The organism is Ideonella sp. A 288, assembly GCF_002198735.1.
Taxonomy (GTDB): Bacteria; Pseudomonadota; Gammaproteobacteria; order Burkholderiales; family Burkholderiaceae_C; genus Pseudaquabacterium.
Genome location: NZ_MWLO01000120.1, coordinates 1 through 20,554 on the forward strand (window position 1 = coordinate 1; position 20,554 = coordinate 20,554).

Here is a 20,554-nt window from a genome sequence, read left to right on the forward strand (position 1 = left end):
CACCCACCCTCGCCTCGCCCGCACCACCCCAAGGGGCGCTCGGCACCTGCGGACCGGCCGGGCGTCAGCGAAATGACCTTGCCGACCGACGCCGACGCCCCACCGCCCGACGACGCCCCGCTGGCGCCCGGCCCGCCGGCTGCCGACCCGGCACCGCGTGCCGGCCGTCCCACCTGCCCGCGCTGCACCCGGCCGCTGCGCGCGTGCCTGTGCCGCTGGATCACGCCCACCGACCACGCGGTCGAGGTGCTGGTGCTGCAGCACCCGGCCGAACGGCACCACGCCAAGGGCAGCGCGCGGCTGCTGCAGCTGAGCCTGCGCCACTGCCGCTGCGAGGTGGGCGAGCACTTCGGCGCGCAAGCCCTGGAATGGTGGCTGCACGCGCCTGCCACGGCCGACCCCGGCGGCCCGCCGCGGCGGGCCCTGTTGCTGTACCCCGAGTCACCCAAGGGCGACGCGCCCGACGGCCCCACGCGCGTGCCGCCGCCGTCAGTCCCATTGGCCGAGCCCGGGGCCTGGCGCCTGGTGCTGCTGGATGGCACCTGGCGCCAGGCCCACCGGCTGCTGCAGGCCCATCCGGCGCTGCAGCGGCTGCCCCGCTGGGGCTTGCCGACACCGCCACCTTCGCGCTACACCGTGCGCAAGGCGCGACGCGCCGAGCAGCGCTCGACGCTGGAGGCCGCCTGCCTCGCCCTCGGCGCACTCGAGGGTCGCCACGCACCGTTCGAGCCACTGCTCGCGGCCTTCGACGCCTGGGTGGCGGCACAGATGGACTGGCGCCGCGGCGGGCCGGGCCCCGGCTGAACGCCGGCGACGCCGACGGCGGCCTATTCGGCGCGCCGCCGGCCGCGCGTCGTCGGTCGCGCGCCGTCAGTAGTGCGGCGGCAGGTCGTCGCGCAGGCTGCGCGGTGCCGGGCCGTCGTCGGCGGGCTGCTGGCGGCGCAGGTCGGTCAACTCGCGGATCAGCACGTCGATCTGGTCCTGCTGGCGCACGATGATGGCGTTCAACTGGTCGAGCAGGTCCTCGGTGAAACTGATCTTGATCTCGAGGTCGGTCAGGCGCTCGTCGATGGGAGGTCGGTCGGTCATGCCCGCATTGGACGCCAAACCAGGCCGTTCGTGGCGCCCGGCGGCTTCGGCGCAGGACGCGGTGGCCCAGGCGCCTTTACCACGCCCCGCGCCGCGCGAGGGTTGGGGCGGCGCGCGCACAATCGGCGCGCCCCCAGCCCACAGGAGACCCCGGATGGCCCTCACCGACCGCGCGCCCCTTGCCGGGCCTCCCCCGACCCGCCGCGCCGCGCTGGCGCGACTGGCCGGCCTGGCCCTGCCGGCCACGGTGCTGGGCGCCCCGGCCGTGCTGCTGGGCCGGGCCGCGCACGCCCAGGCGACGCGGCGCCCGACGCCGGCGCAGACCGAAGGCCCGTTCTACCCGGTGGACCTGCCGCGCGACACCGACGCCGACCTGCTGCGCCAGGGCGACGTGGCCTATGCGCGCGGCCAGCCGGCCTGGTTGGAGGGCACGGTGAGCGACCTGGCCGGCCAGCCGGTGGCCGGCGCGGTGGTCGAGATCTGGCAGTGCGACGTCGACGGCCACTACCGCCACCCCGGCGACGGCGACCGCGCCGACCCGGCCTTCCAGGCCTTCGGCCGCGTGGTGGTCGACCGCGACGGGCGCTACCGCTTCCGCACCATCCGCCCGGCCCCCTACAGCGGCCGCACGCCGCACATCCACGTGAAGGTGAAGCTGGCGCGGCGCACGCTGCTGACGACGCAGTTCTACGTCGAGGGCGACCCCGGCAATGCCCGTGATCCGCTGTGGCGCAGCCTGCGCGACCCGGCCGACCGCGCCGCGCTGACCCTGCCCTTCACGCCGGTGGCCGACGGCCTGCGCGCCGAGGGGCCGATCGTCGTCGCGGCCTGAGAGTCTGAGAGTTTTTCGATCATGCCCGCTCACCACCCCCAAACGCACCCGCTCGTCGTTGCAAGTGCTCGCCATAGCCCGAGCTATGGCTGCGCTTTGCGCCTAGATCGGGCACGTCTGGGGGCGTCGCTCGGGCACGCTCGAATTCCTCTCAGCCTCTGAGGCCGCGGCCGAGTGGCCGGCTGCGGCACGCCACACGGGCCCGGCCGCCCGCACCGACAAATGCCACTGACCATGACAGGGGCATGGCGCCGGACTATGGACGTGCCGCATCGATGTCTCGATCATCGCGTTTCCCTGAATGACAAGGGAACCACCGTGGGCCGGTGTGGGCGGCTTGGTGGATGACGAGACAGCCGGGCCATACGGCCGCGTCCGCGGGAACGGTGCGCACATCGGGCGCATGCATGGGATCGATCGGCCCGGCGCCCTCGCCGGCGGTCCGATCCTCATGTTCCGATGCGGCGCGTTTCGGCTTCGATTGCCGAAGCCAGCAATGCAGGAGGAGAACACCATGAAGCGATCGGCAGGCCTCGCGGCCACGCTGTCCACAAGCCTGTGGCTCTGTCTGGCGGCGCTCATGCCGGCCCAGGCCGCGCCCGTGATCACCAATGGAGGCTTCGAATCCGGCTTCGTCGGCTGGACTCGCGTCGACCAGCTCGGCAGCGATGGCAGCTTCCTGATCCAGAGCGGCCTTGCCACCCCGATCACCGGATTCCCGGTGCCGGCCCCACCCGGCGGCAACAACGCAGCGATGACCGACGCCACCGGCCCGGGCTCGCATGTGCTCTACCAGGACTTCACGGCGTCGGCGGCTAACGCGACGCTGAGCTTCGATCTGTACCTCAACAATGTGGCAGGCCTGTACGCCACACCCAACTCGCTGGCCTTCGACCTGACCAGCCAGGTCGCCGCGCAAGCCCAGAACCAGCAGGCACGGGTCGACATCCTGCGCGCCGGCGCCGACCCGATGAGCATGGAGGCGGCAGATATCCTTCTGACGCTGTTCCAGGTCGATGCCAACACGCCGCTCGAATTCGGCTACCAGACCTTTTCAGCCGACGTGAGCGCCTTGCTCGCAGCGCATGCCGGCGAATCGCTGCGCCTGCGCTTTGCCGAAGTCGACAATATCTTCAACCTGTACATGGGCGTGGACAACGTGCGCCTGAACGTGGTGCCCGAGCCCGGCTCCTTGTGGCTGCTGGGCCTGGCACTGGGCGGCCTGATCGCCTCTCGCGCACGCGCGCTGCGCCGCGCGGCGCGCTCCGCGGCCGCGCTGGCGCTGCTCGGCGCCGCCGCCATCGCGCCGCTGCCGGCCCGGGCCGACACCACGCCCACCGTGATGCTCGACCCCACCCTGCAGGTGACGACGGTGCTCGCCGCCGGCCTGACGCAGCCGATCGGCATCGTCTTCCTCGGCAGCACCGACGACTACCTGGTGCTCGAGAAGGCCTCGGGCCAGATCAAGCGCGTGGTCAATGGCGCCATCGATCCCACGCCGGTGCTCGACCTCGCGGTGAACTCGAACTCCGAGCGCGGGCTGTTGAGCATGGCGCTGCACCCGGACTTCCCCCGCACGCCCTTTGCCTACATCTACTGGACCGAAAGCTCGACCGGCGCCGACACCAACGTCGTCGCCAATGTCCCGCTGCTGGGCAACCGCGTCGACCGCTTCGCCTGGGACGGCAGCACCCTGGTATTCGACCGCAACATCGTGCGCCTGCGCTCGCGCCAGACCGACAACGTGCCGGTGCCCGGCCACCCCGGCTCGAACAATGCCAACGAGGCCGGCAACCACAACGGCGGCGTGATCCGTTTCGGCCCCGACGGCAAGCTCTACATCTTCATGGGCGACCAAGGGCGGCGCGGCTGGCTGCAGAACCTGGCCAACGGGCCCTTCCTCACCGCCCCGCAGGTGGACGACACCTTCGGCGGGCCGGCCCCCGACGACGCCCACCTTTCTGGCGTGATCCTGCGCCTGTCGGACGACGGCACGACGCCAGCGGACAACCCCTTCTTCGCTGCGGGCGCGGGCCTCGGTGGCGAGGTCGGCGCCAACGTCCAGAAGATCTACTCCTACGGCCACCGCAACGGCTTCGGCATGGCCTTCGACCCGTATTCGGGCTCGCTGTGGGACACCGAGAACGCCGACGATGCCTACGCCGAGATCAACCGCATCGTGCCGGGCCTGAACGGTGGCTGGATCCAGTTTGCCGGGCCGTCCAGCCGTGTGCCCAGCTTCAAGCTGATCGAGACGACCCAGTTCGGGCGAGCGCTGCAGCAGGTGCGCTACCCGCCGACGCGTGTGTCCTACACCTCGGCCGCGGCACTGTCCCGGCTGGTGATGCTGCCGGGCGCGGTCTACAAGGACCCGGAGCTGAGCTGGCGCTACGAAAGCGGCCCGTCCGGCGCCACCTTCGTCAAGGGCACGGCGCTGGGCGCCGCGTACGACGGCACGCTGTGGATCGGGTCGTCGCGCGGCTTCGCACAGGTGGGGGCCAACGGCGGTGCCCTCTACCGGATCAAACTCACGGCAGACCGAATGAACGTCGACGTGAGCGCAGACCCGCGTCTGGCCGACCGCGTCGCCGACAACCTGTTCCGCGCGCAGAAGTTCGAAGGCACAGAGAGCGAGACCCTGGTGATCGGCCGCGGCTTCGGCACCACGCCGAGCATCGAGCAGGCCCCCGACGGCGATCTCTACGTGGTCTCGCTCACCGACAACACGATCTACAAGATCAGCCGCGTGCCGCAGTAGACGCGGGGCCCGGGACCCCTTGGGGCCCCGGGCGCCCCGCTACCAGGCCAGTGCCAGGATCTCGCGCACCTCGTCCACGCCGCGGATCGGCCGCGGGTTGGCCTGCACCGGCGGGTAGGCCAGCGCACGCTGGGCCAGGTCGGCGAGCTGGTCCTCGCGCAGGCCGACCTCGCGCAGTGAGCCGGGCTGGCCCAGGCGGCGGATCAACCCGGCCACCAACTCGTGGGCCGGCCGGCCCGGGTCGCCCATGGCTTCGGCCAACGCCTGCTGGCGCCCGGCATTGACCGCGGCGTTCCAGCGCAGCACCGCCGGCAGCATCACGCACGAGGTGTGGCCATGGGCCACGCCGAAGCCCGCGCCCAGCGCGTAGCCGATGCCGTGGCTGGCGCCGGTCTGCACGCCGGCGGCCAGTGCGGCCACCGCCTGCCACATGCCGAACTGCGCGTCCAGCCGCGGCGCGAGGTCGAGCGGGTTCGCCTGGATCGCCGGCAGCGCACGGGCCAGCAGGCGCAGGCCCTGCAGCGACAGCGCCTCGGTGGCCGGCGTGGCCATCGGCGAACACCAGCATTCCACCGCATGGTCCACCGAGCGGATGGCGGTGGAGTACAGCAGCCCCTCGGGCGTGTGCAGCGTGGCCGCCGGGTCGAGGATGGCGGTGCGCGGCACCATCAGCCGGTGGGCGAACATCTGCTTGGCCTGGGTGGCGCTGTCGGTGATGCCGGCCATGCCGGTGAACTCGGGCGCCGACAGCGTGGTCGACACCGCCAGCATGCGGATGGCGCCCGGCGGCGGGTCGATCGGCCGGGCGATGCTGGACGCTGCCCCTGTGCGGTAGGGTTCCATGGCCTCGGGCGTGCGCAGGCCTTGCCACAGGCACACCTGCACCGCCTTGGCCGCGTCGATGGCCGAGCCGCCGCCCACGCCCACCAGCAGGTCGGCGCCGGCGGATCGGGCGGCCTCGGCCGCGGCGATGACGTCCTCGCGCGGGCTGTGGGCGCGCACCGCGGCATAGGTGCCGGCGTGGCGCTCGCCCAGCGCGGCCTGCACCCGCTGCAGCGGCCCGTCGGCCAGGGCGCCGAGCGAACGGCCCGACACCACGAACACGCGGGTGGCGCCCAGGCGCTCGGCCTCGGCGCGCACTGCGGCGCCGGCCGGCTGGCCGTGCACGATGCGCTCCTGCGCCGGGATGTTGAAGACGCCCGAGGGCAGGCCGTCGTAGGGATCGCTCATCGTCGTGGTGCCCGCGCAGCGGGCCGGTGGGTGGGGTCTGCGCGCAGTGTGCACGCCCGCCGCCCCGGCAGCATCCGCGCTTTCCAGGGCCGGCGCCGCCACAGCCATTACAGTGACGGCATGCCCGCCGCGCCCCCACTGGCGGCCACCGTCCGGAGAGTTCCATGCACGACCGCATCACCCCGCTGCGCGAGTTCGTCACCGCGATGACCGCGCTGGTGTCGTCCACCAGCGACGAGCGCCGCCTGCTGTCCAAGGGCCGCCAGCACCTGGCCCGGCTGATCGCCAGCGACCGCTGGCTGCCCGAGGCCTTCGCCACGCCGCGCGCCGACCGCTATGCGCAGTACCTGCTGCACTGCGACCTGCAGGAGCGCTTCTCGGTGGTGAGCTTCGTCTGGGGCCCGGGCCAGCGCACCCCGGTGCACAACCACACCGTGTGGGGCCTGGTGGGCGTGCTGCGCGGCGCCGAGCGCTGCGACGAGTACACACTGCGCGACGGCCTGCCCGTGGCCAAGGGCATCCACCACGTGATGAAGCCGGGCGACATCGACGAGGTGTCGCCCACCGTGGGCGACTGGCACCGCGTGAGCAGCGCCCTGGACGACGGCGTGTCGGTCAGCGTCCACGTCTACGGCGGCAACATCGGCGCCGTGCACCGCCGCCGCCTCGACGACCACGGCGTGCTGCACGACTTCGTCTCGGGCTACGACAGCGCCATGGTGCCCAACCTGTGGGATCGGTCGGCGGCCACGCGCAGCCTCTGACCAAGGCCCCCAGGGCGCGAGCGGGGACCGACCCGCCGCGGTCCCGCCGCCCTGAGCGGGTGCGCACGGCGCTGTGAACCACGCGTGGCGGTTCGGCGCACGCCTCGTTGGCGTGCTGCCTGGGCCACAGGTGGCTGGACCGCGGGTCCGGGACCACGCCGGATCATCGCGATGGCGTGCGAGCCGGTCTTCGGGACAGTGGCGCCCCGCCTGCCCCGTCCCAGGGACGCGGCGGCGCGTGGCAGACAACAGCACTGTCGCCGAATCGGTTCGCCTGGCCTCCGGGCCGGCGCGACGGCGTCGTGCCGATCGGCGTAGCCGGCGCCTACCTGACGTCGAGCCCGTCGCGCTGCAGCCGCGCCACGATGGCGGCGCGGGCGGCGGCGATGTCGGCCGGGCGCTGGGCGCGGGCCGCCACCACCTCGGCGGCGGTGTAGGGCACCCAGCCGGCCGGCGCGGTGTCGGCCGAGAACTGCCGGACCATCCAGCTGGTGAGCTGGGCGATCTGCTCGTCGCTGAGGCCGGCGTTGTTGACGCCCGGCACCTGCACCAGGAAGGCACGGCCCTCGGGCACGGTCGAGAAATGGCCCAACGCACCGCGCATGCTGGGCACACCCTTCTCCGGGTAACCGCTGGCGTCGCGCGAATGGCAGCCGGCGCAGTGCAGCACGTACAGGCTGCGCAGGTTGGTGATGGGCGGTGGGTCGCCCGCCTGCGGCGCGCGCGCCACCTGCACACTGACCGGGTTGTTGTTGGCCATCTGGGCCAGGACAGGCACGGCCATCGTGGCCAGCGCCAGGGCGGCCACGAGGGGCTGCCAGCGCAGCCGGCGGGCTGTGCTCACTCGGGCACCCTTGGGCCTCCGGCCCGTCCCGCCAGGCGGGAGCGGGCATGGCTTGGGGCGACTGCACCACATGCTCATTCGCCCAGGATCTGCCGCCGCAGCGCCCGCGTCTGCGACGGGTTGCCGGCGGCGGCGCGGACCGGCGCAAACTCGTCGGCCGAGTAAGGCTTGTCGGCCGCCGCGCCCTGCAGGCCGCGCAGGTGCGTGGCGATGGCGGCCAGGTCGTCGTCGCCCAGTTGCCCCGCGAACGGCGGCATGCTGCCCGAGAAGGGCTGGCCGTTCACCTTGATCGGCCCGGCCATGCCCTTGAGCACCACCGTGGGCAGGTACTGCCGCTGGGCGCCCAGGCGCTGCCAGTGCTCGCCCTTCAGCGACGGCGCCAGGCCCACGGTGCCTTCGGCCGTGGGCTGGTGGCAGGTGGCGCAGTGCTGGTTGAACAGCGCCGCGCCGTCGGCCGCCGCGGCGTTGGCTGCGGCCACCAGCGGCAGCAGCGCGGCCGTCAGCGACCGGAGCAGGTTCACGCCACGCCCACGATGATGGAGGTGGTGCAATGGAACATCGAGTTGGTGTTGGCCATGCACCAGTTGATGTCGTTGTGCACGCCGAGCCGGTAGCCCGGACGCTCACGTTCGTTGTTGTTGCACAGGCAGTTGCCGCAGGCGCCCTTGCCGCAGCAGTCGTTGTACGACACCAGGTACTGGCGTCCGTCGTTGGGGTTCATGCAGGTGCCCACCCAGCTGACCTTGGACGCCTCGGTGCCCGGCGGGCACTGCGTGAGCGAGCCGCCGCAGCAGGTGCACAGGAAGCCGTCGAAGGCGCAGTAGCGCCAGTATTCGCACTTGACCGGGTCGTTGGGGTCGGGCTTGGCCGCGGGGCCGCCATGGCCGCCCTCGGCCGCCTGCGCGCTGCCGAACTGGCCGCTGCGGTCGAAGGGCAGCATCGGCAACACTGCACCGCCCACCAGCGCCACGCCCAGCTTGCCCAGCAGGCTGCGCCGGCCGTGGCGGTGGGCCACGTCGCGCACGCGGGCCTGGGTGAGGCGGTCCATCCATGCGAGCAATCGTTTCAGCATCTCGGGTCCCTTCGGATCGGTGTTCGGTGTGCCGGATCAGGCCGACGTGGTGGCCGTGTCGCCGCCCAGGTACTGCTGGATCGTCGGCGTGCCCATGTCGTGGGCGTTGAGCAGGCTGTCGAGTTGCTCGCGCGAGTTGATCAGGCCCTTGGCCACCACCACGCCGCGCGCGTCGAGCAGCACGCCGTAAGGCAGGCGCGAGACGCGGTAGCTCATGCCCAGCTCGGTCGACAGCACGTAGGGCATGGCCTCGAGCTGCTGCTCGCGCACGAACTTCAGGTGCGCCGCGGCCTCGCCGTCGCTGGCCAGCACCACGCCCAGGCGCTGGCCTTCGTCGCGCTGCAGCGTCTTGAGCACGGGCAGCAGCTTCTTGCACACCGGGCAGGTGGGCGAGAGGAAGAACACCAGCGTCGGCCGGGCGGTGGGCCCGCCGATCTGCACCGGCTCGCTCTGGATGCCGGTGAGAGCGAAGCTGGGCGACTCGGTGCCCACCGCGGGCCCGCTGTCGGTGACCAGCGCGCCCATCGGCGCCACGCGCTCGAACAGCACGCCGACCTGGCGCGACAGCGCCCACAGCATCACGCCCAGCGCGATGACGGCCAGCCACAACAACACCACGGACACGGTCAGCGCGCTCATGCGGCACTCCTGCTGGAAGATGAGGTCTTGCGCGCCGGTTGCTGGCGCAGCAGTTGATGGAAGGCGGCGTAGATCAGCGCCGCCACGGCCACGGCGGCGGCGGCCACGGCAAAGTCGGCCACGCCCACGGCGCGGTCATCGGGCGGCAGCGCGGCCAGCAGCGCCACCGCGGCCAGCACCGCATTGCGCGCCACCAACCAGGGCGACAGCGCCAGCGGCTCGCCGCCGCAGCCGCAGTCGAGCCGGTGGCCGCGCCGCAGGTGCCAGGCCATGGCCACACCATACGACAGCAGCAGTGCCGCGGCCAACACCGCGGCCACGCTGCGCCACGGCGTCACCAGGCCCAGTGCCGCGGCCGCTTCGGCCAGCGGGATGGCCCACACCAGCGCGGGCTGCAGCGGCTCGGGCGCGCCGTAGGCGGCCAGGTGCTGGTGGAACAGCGCGCGGTCGCCCAGCTTGGCCACGGCCGCGTGCAGCAGCAGCGCGGCGATGCAGCCGGCGGCGATCAGCAGCACCAGGGGATCGACGGACATGAGATCTGGCATCGTGGCCGCCGATCAGTCGTGCGATTCCATGTGCAGCGAGGCCTCGCCGGCCGCGGGCACGTGGGCCAGCTTCTTCAGCTTGCCGTCGTTCCAGGCCCACGAGTACAGGCCCATCTTCATGCCGTCGACGGCGTGCAGGCGCTGGCCGTTCTGCGAGAAGTTGAGCACCACCGCCGCCACGCCCGGCAGCACCGCGCGGCGCTTGCCCGCCTGCAGATCGATGACCCACAGCTTGTCGGCCGGCAGCTTGTGCGAGCCCTCGGCGCCCTTCGGGTGCATGCCGGCCACCAGCCAGCGGCCCTGGGGGTCGACCGCGAAGTTCTGGTAGCCGCCCGGGCGCCAGCCGGCCTTGCGGTCGGCCGCACCGACCATCTCGACCGTGCCCTTCACCTGGCCCACCGCACCGCCCAGGTTCATCTCGGTGATGGTGCCCTGGTATGACAGGAACCAGTAGCGGTCGCCCACCTGCTCGGCGTGGTGGAACCAGGCGTCCTTGTCGGCGTCGAACAGCTTGGCCGTGCTCTGCCGATCGGCCGGCTGGCCATTGTCGTCGAGCGTGACGGTGGCCACGGTGCCGTCGCCGCACAGCATGGAGAAGCGCATGCCGTGCGTGGCCGCGGGCATCACGCCCCAGCAGCCCGGCGTGGGGATCTCGGACGCCACCTTGCGGTTGGCGAGGTCGACCACGGTGATCGACGTGGCCGGCGTGGCGTTCTGCACCAGCACGAACTTGCCGTTGCCGGTGGCGCGCACCAGGCCGCGGTAGTTGAGCGCCTGCGCCCGCTTGGCCGGCAGCAGCACCTCGTACTTGAAGGCCAGCGACTGCGTGTCGTAGACCTCGAGCACGTCGGCCCGGTCGCCGCGGGTGGAACGCGACAGGTGGGTGGTGGCCACGTAGACCTCGTCGCGCTTGTCGGACAACGCGAAGTTGCCGGCGTAGGCGGTGGAGATCATGCCCAGGAACTTGCCGCCCATCGCGTCGTAGACACGGATGCGGCCGTCGCTGATGTGGCTGATGGCCACGTCGGCCAGGTACACCCGCGCGCCGTACTTGGCGTCGATGGACGAGGTGGTCAGCGTCTCGGGCTGCAGCTCGGCCGGCACGGGCTTGGGCGCCGCCTTGGCCGCGGGCTTGGCGGCCAGGGCCGCGCCACTGAAGCCACCCAGAAGGGCCAGCGATGCCACCGCCAGCACGTGCGCGGCGGCACGGGCGGGTCCTGGGCAAATGCGTTGTGTCATGCGTGTCCTCTCGGCCGGGGGCCGGCCCTCTGCACCGGGGGCCGGCGGTCGGACCCGCCTGGTCGAGGCGGGCAGGGGCACAGTGTGTGGCCGTGGCACGCGGCCGGGTTATCCCGATTCGGCAAGCCCGCGGCGCCACGCGCGGCACGCAGGCGCGGCGGGTGCGGCGCGGGCGCGGTGCGGGCGCGTTTACCGGATGAACCTCGGGTTAGTCCCTCCTGCAAATGAACCAGGGGCACCCCGCCAGGTGGTGCGTTTGCAGGGGCCCGCTCGACGACCAGCACCCCTAGACTCCGGCCAGCGGCCACGTTGGCCGTGATGCCGACAGGAGTGCCCATGCAACCCAAGGAAATCCGGCGCCGCGGCGCCCTGCAGCGTCTCGGTGCGGTGGTGGTGGCCGCCTCGGGCCTGGGCGGCGCCGACGCGGCCCTGGCCCAGGCCAAGCCCATCGTCATCGGCCTGCCCATCGCGCAGAGTGGCCCGGCCGGCGTGGCCGACCATGCCGACTACCTGAACGGCGCCAAGCTGGCCGCCAAGGAGCTCAACGCCGCCGGCGGCGTCAAGGGCCGCCCCATCGAGCTGAAGGTGTTCGACATCGACATCATGACGCCCGAGGGCACACAGGCCACCTTCCGCAAGATGGCCGATGCCAAGGTGCACGCCATCGCCTCGCCCTTCGTGCTGATCCCGATCCCGGCGATGGAGGCGGTGGCCAACTACAAGGCGCCCTACCTCAACGGCAACACCTCGATCGCCGGCATGGAGCACCGCCGCAAGAACGACAAGAAGCTGGCGCACGTGTTCCACATCGACCCCGCCGAGACCTTCTACGGCGCGGGCTTCCCGATCTTCCTGGAGCAGCTGCAGGCCAGCGGCGCGTGGAAGCCGGTGAACAACAAGGTGCACATCGTCACCGAGCAATTGGCCTACACGCAGACCATCACCAAGACGGCGCAGGAGCACTTCAAGAAGCGCGGCAAGTACGAGGTGGTGAAGGTCACCGACATCCAGTTCCCGGTGCAGGACTGGGGCCCGGTGCTGCAGGACATCAAGAAGACCGGCGCCGGTATCCTGATGATCAACCACTGGGTGGCGGCCGAGCTGGCCGCCTTCGCCAAGCAGTTCTCGGCCAACCCGCTGCCGGGCGCGCTGGTGTACCTGCAGTACGGCCCCTCGCAGCCCGAGTTCCTGACCCTGGCCGGCCCCGCCGCAGAGGGCTTCGTCTGGGGCACGGTGTACGGCGCCTATGCCGACAAGCAGGGCACCGCCTTCCGCGACAAGTACAAGGCCGAGTACCTGGGCAAGGGCGGCAGCACTGGCAACGTCATGGGCATGGTCTACACCGGCGGCGGCTACGACACCGTGAAGCTGCTGGCCAAGGCCTGGGGCACCGCCGAGCCGGAAAAGTTCGAGGCCGTCAACGACACGATCCGCAAGATGACCTACCGCGGCGTCAACGGCTTCTACCGCTTCGACAACCCGCTGCAGGCCCCGCTGCACTACCCGCTGGAAACGACCAAGCTCGAAGAAGGTGTCGCTCACCTGTTCTTCCAGGTGCAGGGCGGCGCGCACCGCATCATCTCGCCCGACACGCTGAAGGAAGTGGGCTTCAAGGGCGCGCCCTGGATGAAGTGACCGGGCCACGCCCGCCACGCCACCCGCCTGCCGCCCCGCGCACTCGATGAGCCTGAACACGACGATCTTCGAGTGCCGCGATGTGGGCATGTCCTTCGGCGGCCGCGCCGTGCTCGACGGCGTGTCGCTGGAGGCGCGGCCGGGCGAGGTGCTGGGCGTGGTCGGCCCCAATGGCGCCGGCAAGACCACGCTGTTCGAGATCCTCTCGGGCCGGCTGCGGCCCACCCACGGCCAGGTGCTGATGGACGGTCGCGACATCACCGCGCTGCCGCTGCACCAGCGCGCGCGCATGGGTCTGGCGCGCACCTACCAGAGCCCGGTGGTGCCCGAGGCGCTGACCGTGGGCGAGGTGTTCAAGGCCGCGCGGCAAGCCTTCAGGCCCTACCTCACCGCCCACCAGGCCGAATGGGCCGCGCACCAGGTGGGCCTGGCGGTGCCGCTGCACGCGCCGGCCGGCGGCCTGGGCACGCTGGACCGACGCCGCCTGTTGCTGGCCTGCCTGCTGATGCGCAAACCACGCGTGCTGCTGATGGACGAGCCGGCCGCCGGCCTGATCAACGCCGAGGTGGACGAGATCGACGGCATCCTGCGCTACATGGCTCGCGAGCTGTCGGTGGCGGTGCTGGTGGTGGAACACCGGCTGGAACTGCTGGCCGCCATCGCCGAACGGGTGATCGTGCTCGACGCCGGCCTGCTGATCGCCGAGGGCTCGCCGCACGCCGTCTTCGACAACCCGCGCGTGCGGGCCGCCTACTTCGAGGCAGACACCGACGACGGCGCGATGGCGGCCGAGCAGGCGACGCCGGCATGACGGCCACGCCGCCCACCGCCGCGCGCGAGATCCTGCGCGTGCAGGGCCTGTCGGCCGGCTACGGCCCGCTGACCGTGCTGCACGACCTGGATTTCAGCGTCGTGCCTGGCGAGCGCGTGGCCATCGTCGGGCTCAACGGCCACGGCAAGAGCACGCTCTTTCGCGCCATCAGCGGCCTGACCGGCTGGCAGCGCGGCTCGATCCTGCTGCAGGGCCAGGAGATCGGCGGCACGCGCACCACCGGCCCGGGCCGGCACACGCACAAGATCGTGCGGCTGGGGCTGGCCCACATGCCGCAGGGCGATGCGATCTTTCCGGGCCTCACGGTGGCGCAGCACCTGGATTGCGGCGCCTACACCCGCGCCGCCTGGGGGCGGCGGCACCAGCGGCGCGAGCAGTTGCTGGAGATCTTCCCGCCGCTGCGCCAGTTGCTGAAGTCGCCGGTGGGCACGCTGTCGGGCGGCGAGCGGCGCATGGTGTCGCTGGCCCGCGGGCTGATGGCAGACGCGGTGCTGTACCTGGTCGACGAGCCCTCGCTGGGCCTGGCGCCCATCGTCAGCCGCGCGGTGATCGACGCGCTGCTGCAGATCGACCTGCGCGACGGCGCGATGGTGATCGCCGAGCAGAACCTGGCGCTGCTGTCGGGGCACTGCCATCGCACGCTGGGCATGCACGCCGGCCAACTGAAAGGCAGCCATTGAGCTGGGCTTGATGGACATCGCCTACGTCGCCGTCTCCGCCCTCACGCTGGGCTGCATCTACGCGCTGCTGGCGCTGGGCGTGTCGATCGTCTTCTCCAGCCTGGGGCTGGTGAACATGGCGCACGGGCTGAGCTTTGCGCTGGCCGGCTACGGCGCCTGGCTGGCCTCGCAGCACCTGGGCACCGCGCCCTGGATCGTGCTGGGCGCGGGCCTGCTCACCGGGGCCGCCAGCGGGGTGCTGATCTGCGCCGTGGCCTTCATCCCGCTGCACGACAAGCCCAACTTCGTGGTGCGCAGCCTGGTGGCCACGCTGGCGATGAGCTTGCTGGGCTCGCAGGGGCTGCTGTGGTGGTTCGGCCCCAATGCCAAGAGCCTGCCGGCGTTGTTCGGCCAGACGCATGTCGAATGGGCCGGCCTGTCGCTGCCGCCCGACAAGCTGGGCGCCATCGCCTGTGCGCTGGCGCTGATGACCGCCACGCTGCTGTGGATGACGAAGAGCCGCGCCGGCCTGGCCATCCGCGCCATGATGCAGAACCCCGAGGGCGCCGCGCTGGTGGGCATCGGCGTGCGCCCCACCGCGATGGCGGTGATGGCCGTCACCGGCGCGCTGGCCGGGCTGGCCGCGGTGCTGCTGTCGCAGACCTACTTCGTCAGCCCCTTCGCCGGCACCACGCCGCTGGTCAAGGGCCTGATCGTGGCGCTGTGCGGTGGCCTGGGCTCGGTGCCCGGCGCGGTGATCGCCGCCGCGCTGGTGGGCCTGGTCGAGGCGCTCACCGGCGCGCTGATCGGCGGCCAGTACGTGCTGATGACGCAGTTCGGCTTCATCATCGCCGTGCTGCTGGTGCGCCCCCGCGGCATCGCCGGCCTGCTCGACCACACGCGGGAATGACGATGGCGACCGGCCCCCGCAAGTTCCTGGTCGGCCGGCGCCGCTGGCTGCCACGCCTGGGCGGCCATGGCGAGAGGCTGTGGGCGCGCTGGCGCTACCCGTTCACGCGGCGCACGCTGCTGCAGGTGCGCGGGCAGGTGAACCCGAAAGACCTGGCGCGCGAGAAGAAGATCGTCGACAAGCGGCCGCTGTACTGGGCCGGCGGCCTGGCCGCGCTGGCCGTGCTGCCGCCGGTGGCCGGCGTGGCACTGGAGAGCAGCAGCCTGCTCGGTGCGGCGTCGATCTTCGCGCTGTACGCGGCCATCAACCTGGTGTGGATGCTGATCATCGGCACCGCCGGCATCTTCTCGCTGGCCACGCTGGCGGTGGTGGGCTCGGCTGCGTACACCGGCGCTTATCTGTCGATCGAGTTCGGCCTGCCGTGGTGGGGCATGGTGGGCGTGGGCACGCTGGTGGGGCTGGTGTTCGGCGTGGTCATCGCCATCCCGGCCACGCGCCTGGAAGGCTTCTACTACGCGCTGCTCACGATGGGCCTGGTGGAACTGTGCCGTGTCTCGGTGGTGCAGTCCAAGTCGCTGGGCGCGGCCACCGGCGGCCTGTTCGGCGCCGACAGCTACCTGCCCGACACGCTGGACGAGACGCCCGCGCTGGTGCTGGGCTACTGGTGCTGCCTGGGCGTGATGTGCGCGGCGCTGGCGCTGTACCGGCTGGTCAACGGCCAGCGGCTGGGGCGGCTGCTGCGAAGCGCACCCGAGAAGCACGAAGCCTTTGCCGAGGCCTGCGGCATCGACTACCGGCGCGCGCGCATCGAGGTGTTCCTGATCTCGTCGGCCGCGCTGGGCGCCATCGGCGGCTTCTATGCGGCGCACTTCAAGGGCGCGTCGCCGTCGCTCTTCGGCATCGACAACCTGCTGTTGCTGCTGGCGATGATCGTCATCGGCGGCCTGGGCACCGCCGAGGGCGCGGTGGTGGGCACGCTGCTGGTGGTGGCCATCGACAAGCTGCTGATCGACCTGGGGCCGATGCGGCTGGTGCTGATCGCCGCGCTGATGCTGGCCACGGTGCTGTTCACCCGCAACGGCCTGTTCGGCATCCGCGCGCAGTTTCGCGCCTGGCGCGACAAGGTGAAGAGCCAGGCGCGCGCCGAGCGCACCGAGCATGGAGGGGAAGTGATGCCCGAGGAAGCCACCGAGATCGCCGACAAGTCGGTCATCGCCCACCGCCGCTACGACAAGCGCAGCCGCGACCACCTCAAGACCCTGGTCACCCCCGCCGTGATCGAGGAGCACCGGCTGATGCCCCGAGGCCAGCACGGCGACGCGCTGATGCGTCTGCTGGCCTACTTCCGCTTCACCGCCATCGAGGACAAGTACGCGCTGCGGGCGGACGAGCACTTCAAGTGTTACCGGTTGGTGGCCCTGTCGGGCCGGCGCGGCGTGCCGCCGCGCGTGGTGGACGACAAGGTCTACGCCTCGCTCGACGAGGCCTACCACGCGGTGTTCGTCAAGCGCTGCCAGGACTTGCTGGAATCGTGACCCGGCCCCACTGACCGAGACCCCCATGGCCCAGATCCGCATCCACGGCTACACCGACCGCCTGCACGTGAAGGCCGGCCAGCGCCTGTCCGCCCACCTCAGCGCCGAGGGCACCACGGTGGTCCGTGCGCAGCTGGTGCGGCTGGTGCATGGCGACGCGCACCCCGACGGCCCCGGTTTCATCGAGCACGAGCTCGATTCGCCCCTCAACCGCGACTGGCCGGTGCGGCGCCAGTACACCCAGCTGGGCAATTACCTCACGGTGGCCGACACCGCCGACACGCTGGCCTGCACCGGCGGCGCCTTCACGCTGCACGCCTTCGTGCAGCCGGCCCTGCCCGGCAGCGGCCGGCAGGTGCTGCTGGGCCGCTGGGACCTGAGCGCGCAGCGCGGAGCGGCGCTGGGCATCAACCCGCAGGGCCAGCTCGAGTTCTGGTGCGGCGACGGCACGCAGGTGGACGCGGTGGCGGCCGAGGTGCCGCTGGTGGCCAGGCTGTGGTACTTCGTGGCCGCCACCTTCGACCCCGCCACCGGCCTGGCCACGGTGCACCAGCAGCCGGTGATCAACCGCTACAACTCGCTGCTGGGCAAGGTGGTGCCGCTGGACGGCCGATCGCATGTGCGGCTGCGGCTGCGCGTGAAGCCGGTGGCCGCCGAGGGCGGCTTCCTGATCGGCGGCGCCCACGAGCGCAATGCGGCGCGCGGTGCCTTCGTGGCGCAGTGCATCAACGGCAAGATCGACCGGCCCGGCGTGCTGCGCGGCGCGGCCGAGCGCGACATGATTGACGCGCTGGCCCGCGGCGAGCCCGCGCCGCGCGACCAGGTGCTGGCGCACTGGGACACCAGCGCCGGCTACACCGACCGCGGCATCGGCGACGAGGTGCTCGACACCGGTCCGCAGGCCTTGCACGCGAAAGGCGTGAACCGCCCGGTGCGCGGCCAGACCGGATGGAACTGGAACGGCCGCGACGACTGCTTCCGCCTGAACCCGCAGGTGTACGGTGGCATCGAGTTCCACGACGACGCGCTGACCGACTGCCGCTGGGCGCCGACCTTCGACATCGACCTCCCGGCCGACCTGAAGAGCGGCTGCCACGCCATCCGCCTGCGCGCCGGCGACGGCATCGGCAACGACGCGCCGCTGGCCGAGGAGTACCTGCCCTTCTTCGTGCGGCCGGCCACGCCGCGCGCGCGCATCTGCATGCTGATGCCCACCGCCAGCTACCTGGCCTACGGCAACACCCAGCTCAGCTTCGAGGCCAACGCGGCGCAGTCGATCACCGCGGTGGTGCCGGTGTTCTCGGCGGCCGACATCGACTACCAGAAGAACGGCCTGGAGTTCGGCCTGTCCAGCTACGACCACCACCGCGACGGCGCCGGCGTGTGCCATGTGTCGGCGCGGCGGCCCATCCTGAACATGCGGCCCAAGTGCCGCATGGCCGGTGTGGCCTGGCCCTGGCAGTTTCCGGCCGACCTGAGCATCGTGGCCTGGCTCGAGCACATGGGCTACGAGTACGACATGCTCACCGACGACGACCTGCACGCCGAGGGCGTGGCGGCGCTGAAGCCCTACAGCGTGGTCATCAACGGCACCCACGCCGAGTACTACAGCGAGCGCATGCTCGACGCCACCGAGGACTACCTGGCCGAGGGCGGCCGGGTGATATACCTCAGCGGCAACGGCTACTACTGGGTGGTGGGCTGGCGCGAGGACGAGCCCTGGCTGATGGAGGTGCGCAAGCTCGAGGCCGGCTCGCGCGCCTGGCAGTCCAAGCCAGGCGAGCACTACCTGGCCAGCACCGGCGAGCGCAGCGGCCTGTGGCGGCACCGCGGCCGCGCGCCACAGAAGATCGTGGGCACCGGCTTTGCCAGCGAGGGCATGGACGAATCGGTGCCCTTCCGCCGCATGCCCGACAGCTGGCACAAGGGCGTGGCCTGGATCTTCGACGGTGTGCAGGGCGAGGTGATCGGCGACTTCGGCCTGGCCGGCGGCGGCGCCGCGGGCGTGGAGATCGACCGTTATGACCTGACGCTGGGCACCCCGCCGCACGCCCGCATCCTGGCCACCAGCGAGCAGTTCAGCGACAACTACCCGCTGGTGCAGGAGGAGATCATGTACAACCACCCGGGCATGGGCGGCACCCAGCACCCGGACGTGCGCTGCGACATGGTGTACTTCACGACGCCCAACCACGGCGGCGTGTTCGCCCCCAGTTCCATCGCCTGGGGCCAGGCCCTGCCCTGCAAGGGCTTCGACAACAACGTCTCACGCATCATGAAGAACGTGCTGGATGCGTTCGCAAAGCCCGGGCCGCTGCCCGGCGGCGAGTTCATCGGGGAAGAGAAGCTCTGGCGGTGAGGGGCGACAACGCGGGCAGGCCTTGCCGCGGTCGGGCCGGTCTGCCTGTAGGGTGATCTCGGCCGGACTTTGCCGAGACAGGGCCTGTTGATGGGATGACTCGTCCTGGCCAAGAACTGTCATTTGCGACGGACGGCTGTCGGGTCGCCCTCGCCGCTCGTGGAGATCATTGAGCATAGGAAACCCCGGCCGACCGCTGATGCAATCCCACATCACGCAGGCCATCCCCAGGTCTCCTGTTCACAGCGTGTGGCGGTCCTGTCCGTGCGCGGCTGTCGGGTCGGCCTGATGCATGGGCAACTTCCGGACGAGACGAGATCGGATCAGGCAAAGGCTGCTGCCGAATCCCATGCGACACGCACTGCGCAGAATTCGGGGTGACTGGTCAGTCGCTTGCGCGGACGCATCCAGGGTTTCCCCGAGGCGAGACACCACACAGCGGCACCGTTGTTCCAGCCCCCTGCAGTCAATCGCTGCTCCGCTCTCGACCGCGTGCAGGCCGGTGGCGACACTTTGTCGCCGGGCCGCAGCGGCAGGCTGGTCTGCCGCGCGCGGCCGCCCGCCACATTGAGAACGGTCTAGGGCTCCAGGTAGATGCGCGGACCCGAGGACGCGCTGCCGCCGGTGATCGACACCGCCGCCTGCGAGCAGAACCAGCGGTTCATCTCGTACTTCCAGATGCACTTGTTGTCGGTCAGGCCCAGTGACGTCGGCACGGTATGCGCATTGGCGCGGTGCACCATGGCCAGGTCGATCACCGAGCCGGCCGGGTAGTAGCCCAGCGTCACGTAGACCTCCTTGGCCGTCGACGGGAAGTTGAGGTTGGCCGACGTCGTGTCGTTGTCGGCGCTGGCGTCGGTGTCGTTGGTCGGAAAGGCCAGCGGCTGGCCGAAGGTCTGCAGCGCCGCGTTCATCTGCGTGCTGACCGAGTTGTTGCCGATGCCGTTGTAGCGGATGGCTTCGGTCGACCAGGCCGGGTAGCCATTGACCAGCAACTCGGCACGCATGCGCGCGCGCCACAGGTCCTTGCCTTCGAACTCGGTGTTGCCGCCCACCGAGACCTGGGGCAGCACGAAGCGCACCACCAGCTTGCGTTGTCCGGCGTCGGCCGGCACCGTGACCGTGGTGCTCCACGACGCCATGGCTTCGGCGCTGGAGTCGCCGTAGCCCGTGGCGCGCAGGTGCGGCACGCCGTTGGCATCCATCGTCGCCCAGGCCTGGGTCAGGTCGCCCAGGTTGGCGAAATCGATCAGCGGGCCGTCGTTGAGCACGTTCGGCAGGTACTCGGCCGGCGAGGCGGCCGGCTTGCCGCGGTAGACCGCCGCCGTGCTGCCATCGCGGTGCTTGACGCTGCTGGCGCTGCCCTTGCCGAGAGCGTAGACCTTGACGGCCGCGGAGAACTGGAACGGGTGGTTGGCGGGCCCCAGGTGCTGCATCGACGGATACCACGAGGTCTCGTACTGGGGGTTGAGCACCCGGGCGGGCGTGGGGACCGGCGCGGCCTGCATCGGCAACGCGAGGGTGACCAGCAGTGCGGTCGCGGCGTGAGGGAAGAAGGTGGTCATGGCGGGCTCCTGTCGTCGATTCGGTGGGCGGTCAGCGCGTGTAGATC

19 protein-coding genes are annotated in these 20,554 nt (G+C 71.4%); 10 read left to right on the plus strand and 9 right to left on the minus strand.

Going from position 1 to position 20,554, the window contains the following annotated elements:
- Nucleotides 1-72 precede the first annotated feature (72 nt).
- Nucleotides 73-804 (plus strand): tRNA-uridine aminocarboxypropyltransferase, encoded by a 732-nt coding sequence (locus EOINJALH_RS13290; RefSeq protein ID WP_088280846.1) that lies wholly within the window; start codon nucleotides 73-75, stop codon nucleotides 802-804.
- 66 nt (nucleotides 805-870) lie between these two features.
- Here EOINJALH_RS13290 and EOINJALH_RS13295 read toward each other — a convergent pair whose 3' ends face one another.
- The gene (locus EOINJALH_RS13295) at nucleotides 871-1,089 is read right to left on the minus strand and encodes a SlyX family protein (protein WP_088280847.1); all 219 of its coding nucleotides are present in this window, start codon (nucleotides 1,087-1,089) and stop codon (nucleotides 871-873) included.
- A 154-nt stretch (nucleotides 1,090-1,243) separates the two neighbouring features.
- On the opposite strand from EOINJALH_RS13295, the gene EOINJALH_RS13300 reads away from it, so the two are divergent.
- Both EOINJALH_RS13300 and EOINJALH_RS13305 read left to right on the plus strand, forming a co-directional pair.
- Nucleotides 1,244-1,921 (plus strand): protocatechuate 3,4-dioxygenase, encoded by a 678-nt coding sequence (locus tag EOINJALH_RS13300; protein WP_088280848.1) that lies wholly within the window; start codon nucleotides 1,244-1,246, stop codon nucleotides 1,919-1,921.
- 514 nt (nucleotides 1,922-2,435) lie between these two features.
- Nucleotides 2,436-4,679 carry a sorbosone dehydrogenase family protein gene (locus EOINJALH_RS13305; protein ID WP_158219754.1) on the plus strand — a complete coding sequence of 748 codons (2,244 nt, stop codon included), beginning with the start codon at nucleotides 2,436-2,438 and terminating at the stop codon, nucleotides 4,677-4,679.
- 39 nt (nucleotides 4,680-4,718) lie between these two features.
- Here the strand turns inward: EOINJALH_RS13305 and EOINJALH_RS13310 are convergent, their stop codons facing one another.
- Nucleotides 4,719-5,909 (minus strand): iron-containing alcohol dehydrogenase, encoded by a 1,191-nt coding sequence (locus tag EOINJALH_RS13310; protein ID WP_088280850.1) that lies wholly within the window; start codon nucleotides 5,907-5,909, stop codon nucleotides 4,719-4,721.
- A gap of 164 nt (nucleotides 5,910-6,073) precedes the next feature.
- Here EOINJALH_RS13310 and EOINJALH_RS13315 point away from each other — a divergent pair, with 164 nt between their 5' ends.
- The gene (locus EOINJALH_RS13315) at nucleotides 6,074-6,673 is read left to right on the plus strand and encodes a cysteine dioxygenase (RefSeq protein WP_088280851.1); all 600 of its coding nucleotides are present in this window, start codon (nucleotides 6,074-6,076) and stop codon (nucleotides 6,671-6,673) included.
- Nucleotides 6,674-6,998: 325 nt separating this feature from the next.
- Here the strand turns inward: EOINJALH_RS13315 and EOINJALH_RS13320 are convergent, their stop codons facing one another.
- From EOINJALH_RS13320 to EOINJALH_RS13345, 6 genes are all read right to left on the minus strand, one after another.
- A complete protein-coding gene (locus EOINJALH_RS13320) occupies nucleotides 6,999-7,517 on the minus strand; it encodes a cytochrome C (RefSeq protein WP_088280852.1) in 519 nt (172 codons plus the stop codon).
- A 74-nt stretch (nucleotides 7,518-7,591) separates the two neighbouring features.
- Entirely contained in the window at nucleotides 7,592-8,038 is a 447-nt protein-coding gene (locus EOINJALH_RS13325) for a cytochrome c (RefSeq protein WP_158219755.1), read from the minus strand.
- Nucleotides 8,035-8,589, minus strand: coding sequence for a methylamine dehydrogenase light chain (locus EOINJALH_RS13330; RefSeq protein ID WP_088280854.1), 555 nt, complete (start codon nucleotides 8,587-8,589; stop codon nucleotides 8,035-8,037). The genes EOINJALH_RS13325 and EOINJALH_RS13330 overlap by 4 nt, the downstream gene beginning before the upstream one ends.
- 36 nt (nucleotides 8,590-8,625) lie before the next feature.
- Entirely contained in the window at nucleotides 8,626-9,228 is a 603-nt protein-coding gene (mauD, locus tag EOINJALH_RS13335; RefSeq protein ID WP_088280855.1) for a methylamine dehydrogenase accessory protein MauD, read from the minus strand.
- Complete coding sequence (locus tag EOINJALH_RS13340) at nucleotides 9,225-9,761, minus strand: MauE/DoxX family redox-associated membrane protein (protein WP_158219756.1); 537 nt, start codon at nucleotides 9,759-9,761, stop codon at nucleotides 9,225-9,227. The genes mauD and EOINJALH_RS13340 overlap by 4 nt, the downstream gene beginning before the upstream one ends.
- Nucleotides 9,762-9,785: 24 nt before the next feature.
- Nucleotides 9,786-11,012 (minus strand): amine dehydrogenase large subunit, encoded by a 1,227-nt coding sequence (locus EOINJALH_RS13345; RefSeq protein ID WP_088280857.1) that lies wholly within the window; start codon nucleotides 11,010-11,012, stop codon nucleotides 9,786-9,788.
- Between the two features lie 336 nt (nucleotides 11,013-11,348).
- On the opposite strand from EOINJALH_RS13345, the gene EOINJALH_RS13350 reads away from it, so the two are divergent.
- The 6 genes from EOINJALH_RS13350 to EOINJALH_RS13375 are packed head-to-tail and all read left to right on the plus strand — an operon-like array spanning nucleotide 11,349 to nucleotide 18,942.
- Nucleotides 11,349-12,647 carry an ABC transporter substrate-binding protein gene (locus EOINJALH_RS13350; RefSeq protein ID WP_088280858.1) on the plus strand — a complete coding sequence of 433 codons (1,299 nt, stop codon included), beginning with the start codon at nucleotides 11,349-11,351 and terminating at the stop codon, nucleotides 12,645-12,647.
- A gap of 46 nt (nucleotides 12,648-12,693) precedes the next feature.
- On the plus strand, nucleotides 12,694-13,458 hold the full coding sequence (locus EOINJALH_RS13355; RefSeq protein WP_234413826.1) for an ABC transporter ATP-binding protein: 765 nt from the start codon (nucleotides 12,694-12,696) through the stop codon (nucleotides 13,456-13,458).
- The gene (locus EOINJALH_RS13360) at nucleotides 13,455-14,159 is read left to right on the plus strand and encodes an ABC transporter ATP-binding protein (protein WP_088280859.1); all 705 of its coding nucleotides are present in this window, start codon (nucleotides 13,455-13,457) and stop codon (nucleotides 14,157-14,159) included. Before EOINJALH_RS13355 ends, EOINJALH_RS13360 begins: the two co-directional genes overlap by 4 nt.
- 10 nt (nucleotides 14,160-14,169) lie before the next feature.
- Nucleotides 14,170-15,048 carry a branched-chain amino acid ABC transporter permease gene (locus tag EOINJALH_RS13365; RefSeq protein WP_088280860.1) on the plus strand — a complete coding sequence of 293 codons (879 nt, stop codon included), beginning with the start codon at nucleotides 14,170-14,172 and terminating at the stop codon, nucleotides 15,046-15,048.
- A gap of 2 nt (nucleotides 15,049-15,050) precedes the next feature.
- Nucleotides 15,051-16,583 carry a branched-chain amino acid ABC transporter permease gene (locus EOINJALH_RS13370; protein WP_088280861.1) on the plus strand — a complete coding sequence of 511 codons (1,533 nt, stop codon included), beginning with the start codon at nucleotides 15,051-15,053 and terminating at the stop codon, nucleotides 16,581-16,583.
- 25 nt (nucleotides 16,584-16,608) lie between these two features.
- A complete protein-coding gene (locus EOINJALH_RS13375) occupies nucleotides 16,609-18,942 on the plus strand; it encodes a N,N-dimethylformamidase beta subunit family domain-containing protein (protein ID WP_088280862.1) in 2,334 nt (777 codons plus the stop codon).
- Nucleotides 18,943-19,520: 578 nt separating this feature from the next.
- On the opposite strand, the gene EOINJALH_RS13380 is transcribed toward EOINJALH_RS13375, so the two are convergent.
- Entirely contained in the window at nucleotides 19,521-20,507 is a 987-nt protein-coding gene (locus EOINJALH_RS13380) for a hypothetical protein (protein ID WP_088280863.1), read from the minus strand.
- Nucleotides 20,508-20,554: the final 47 nt, after the last annotated feature.

What these genes read in the sequence shown, in the direction of transcription:
- EOINJALH_RS13290 (WP_088280846.1), top strand. Translation starts at nt 73, where the DNA reads ATGACCTTGCCGACCGACGCCGACGCCCCACCGCCCGACGACGCCCCG.
- EOINJALH_RS13295 (WP_088280847.1), bottom strand. Translation starts at nt 1,089, where the DNA reads ATGACCGACCGACCTCCCATCGACGAGCGCCTGACCGACCTCGAGATC.
- EOINJALH_RS13300 (WP_088280848.1), top strand. Translation starts at nt 1,244, where the DNA reads ATGGCCCTCACCGACCGCGCGCCCCTTGCCGGGCCTCCCCCGACCCGC.
- EOINJALH_RS13305 (WP_158219754.1), top strand. Translation starts at nt 2,436, where the DNA reads ATGAAGCGATCGGCAGGCCTCGCGGCCACGCTGTCCACAAGCCTGTGG.
- EOINJALH_RS13310 (WP_088280850.1), bottom strand. Translation starts at nt 5,909, where the DNA reads ATGAGCGATCCCTACGACGGCCTGCCCTCGGGCGTCTTCAACATCCCG.
- EOINJALH_RS13315 (WP_088280851.1), top strand. Translation starts at nt 6,074, where the DNA reads ATGCACGACCGCATCACCCCGCTGCGCGAGTTCGTCACCGCGATGACC.
- EOINJALH_RS13330 (WP_088280854.1), bottom strand. Translation starts at nt 8,589, where the DNA reads ATGCTGAAACGATTGCTCGCATGGATGGACCGCCTCACCCAGGCCCGC.
- mauD (WP_088280855.1), bottom strand. Translation starts at nt 9,228, where the DNA reads ATGAGCGCGCTGACCGTGTCCGTGGTGTTGTTGTGGCTGGCCGTCATC.
- EOINJALH_RS13340 (WP_158219756.1), bottom strand. Translation starts at nt 9,761, where the DNA reads ATGTCCGTCGATCCCCTGGTGCTGCTGATCGCCGCCGGCTGCATCGCC.
- EOINJALH_RS13345 (WP_088280857.1), bottom strand. Translation starts at nt 11,012, where the DNA reads ATGACACAACGCATTTGCCCAGGACCCGCCCGTGCCGCCGCGCACGTG.
- EOINJALH_RS13350 (WP_088280858.1), top strand. Translation starts at nt 11,349, where the DNA reads ATGCAACCCAAGGAAATCCGGCGCCGCGGCGCCCTGCAGCGTCTCGGT.
- EOINJALH_RS13355 (WP_234413826.1), top strand. Translation starts at nt 12,694, where the DNA reads ATGAGCCTGAACACGACGATCTTCGAGTGCCGCGATGTGGGCATGTCC.
- EOINJALH_RS13360 (WP_088280859.1), top strand. Translation starts at nt 13,455, where the DNA reads ATGACGGCCACGCCGCCCACCGCCGCGCGCGAGATCCTGCGCGTGCAG.
- EOINJALH_RS13365 (WP_088280860.1), top strand. Translation starts at nt 14,170, where the DNA reads ATGGACATCGCCTACGTCGCCGTCTCCGCCCTCACGCTGGGCTGCATC.
- EOINJALH_RS13370 (WP_088280861.1), top strand. Translation starts at nt 15,051, where the DNA reads ATGGCGACCGGCCCCCGCAAGTTCCTGGTCGGCCGGCGCCGCTGGCTG.
- EOINJALH_RS13375 (WP_088280862.1), top strand. Translation starts at nt 16,609, where the DNA reads ATGGCCCAGATCCGCATCCACGGCTACACCGACCGCCTGCACGTGAAG.
- EOINJALH_RS13380 (WP_088280863.1), bottom strand. Translation starts at nt 20,507, where the DNA reads ATGACCACCTTCTTCCCTCACGCCGCGACCGCACTGCTGGTCACCCTC.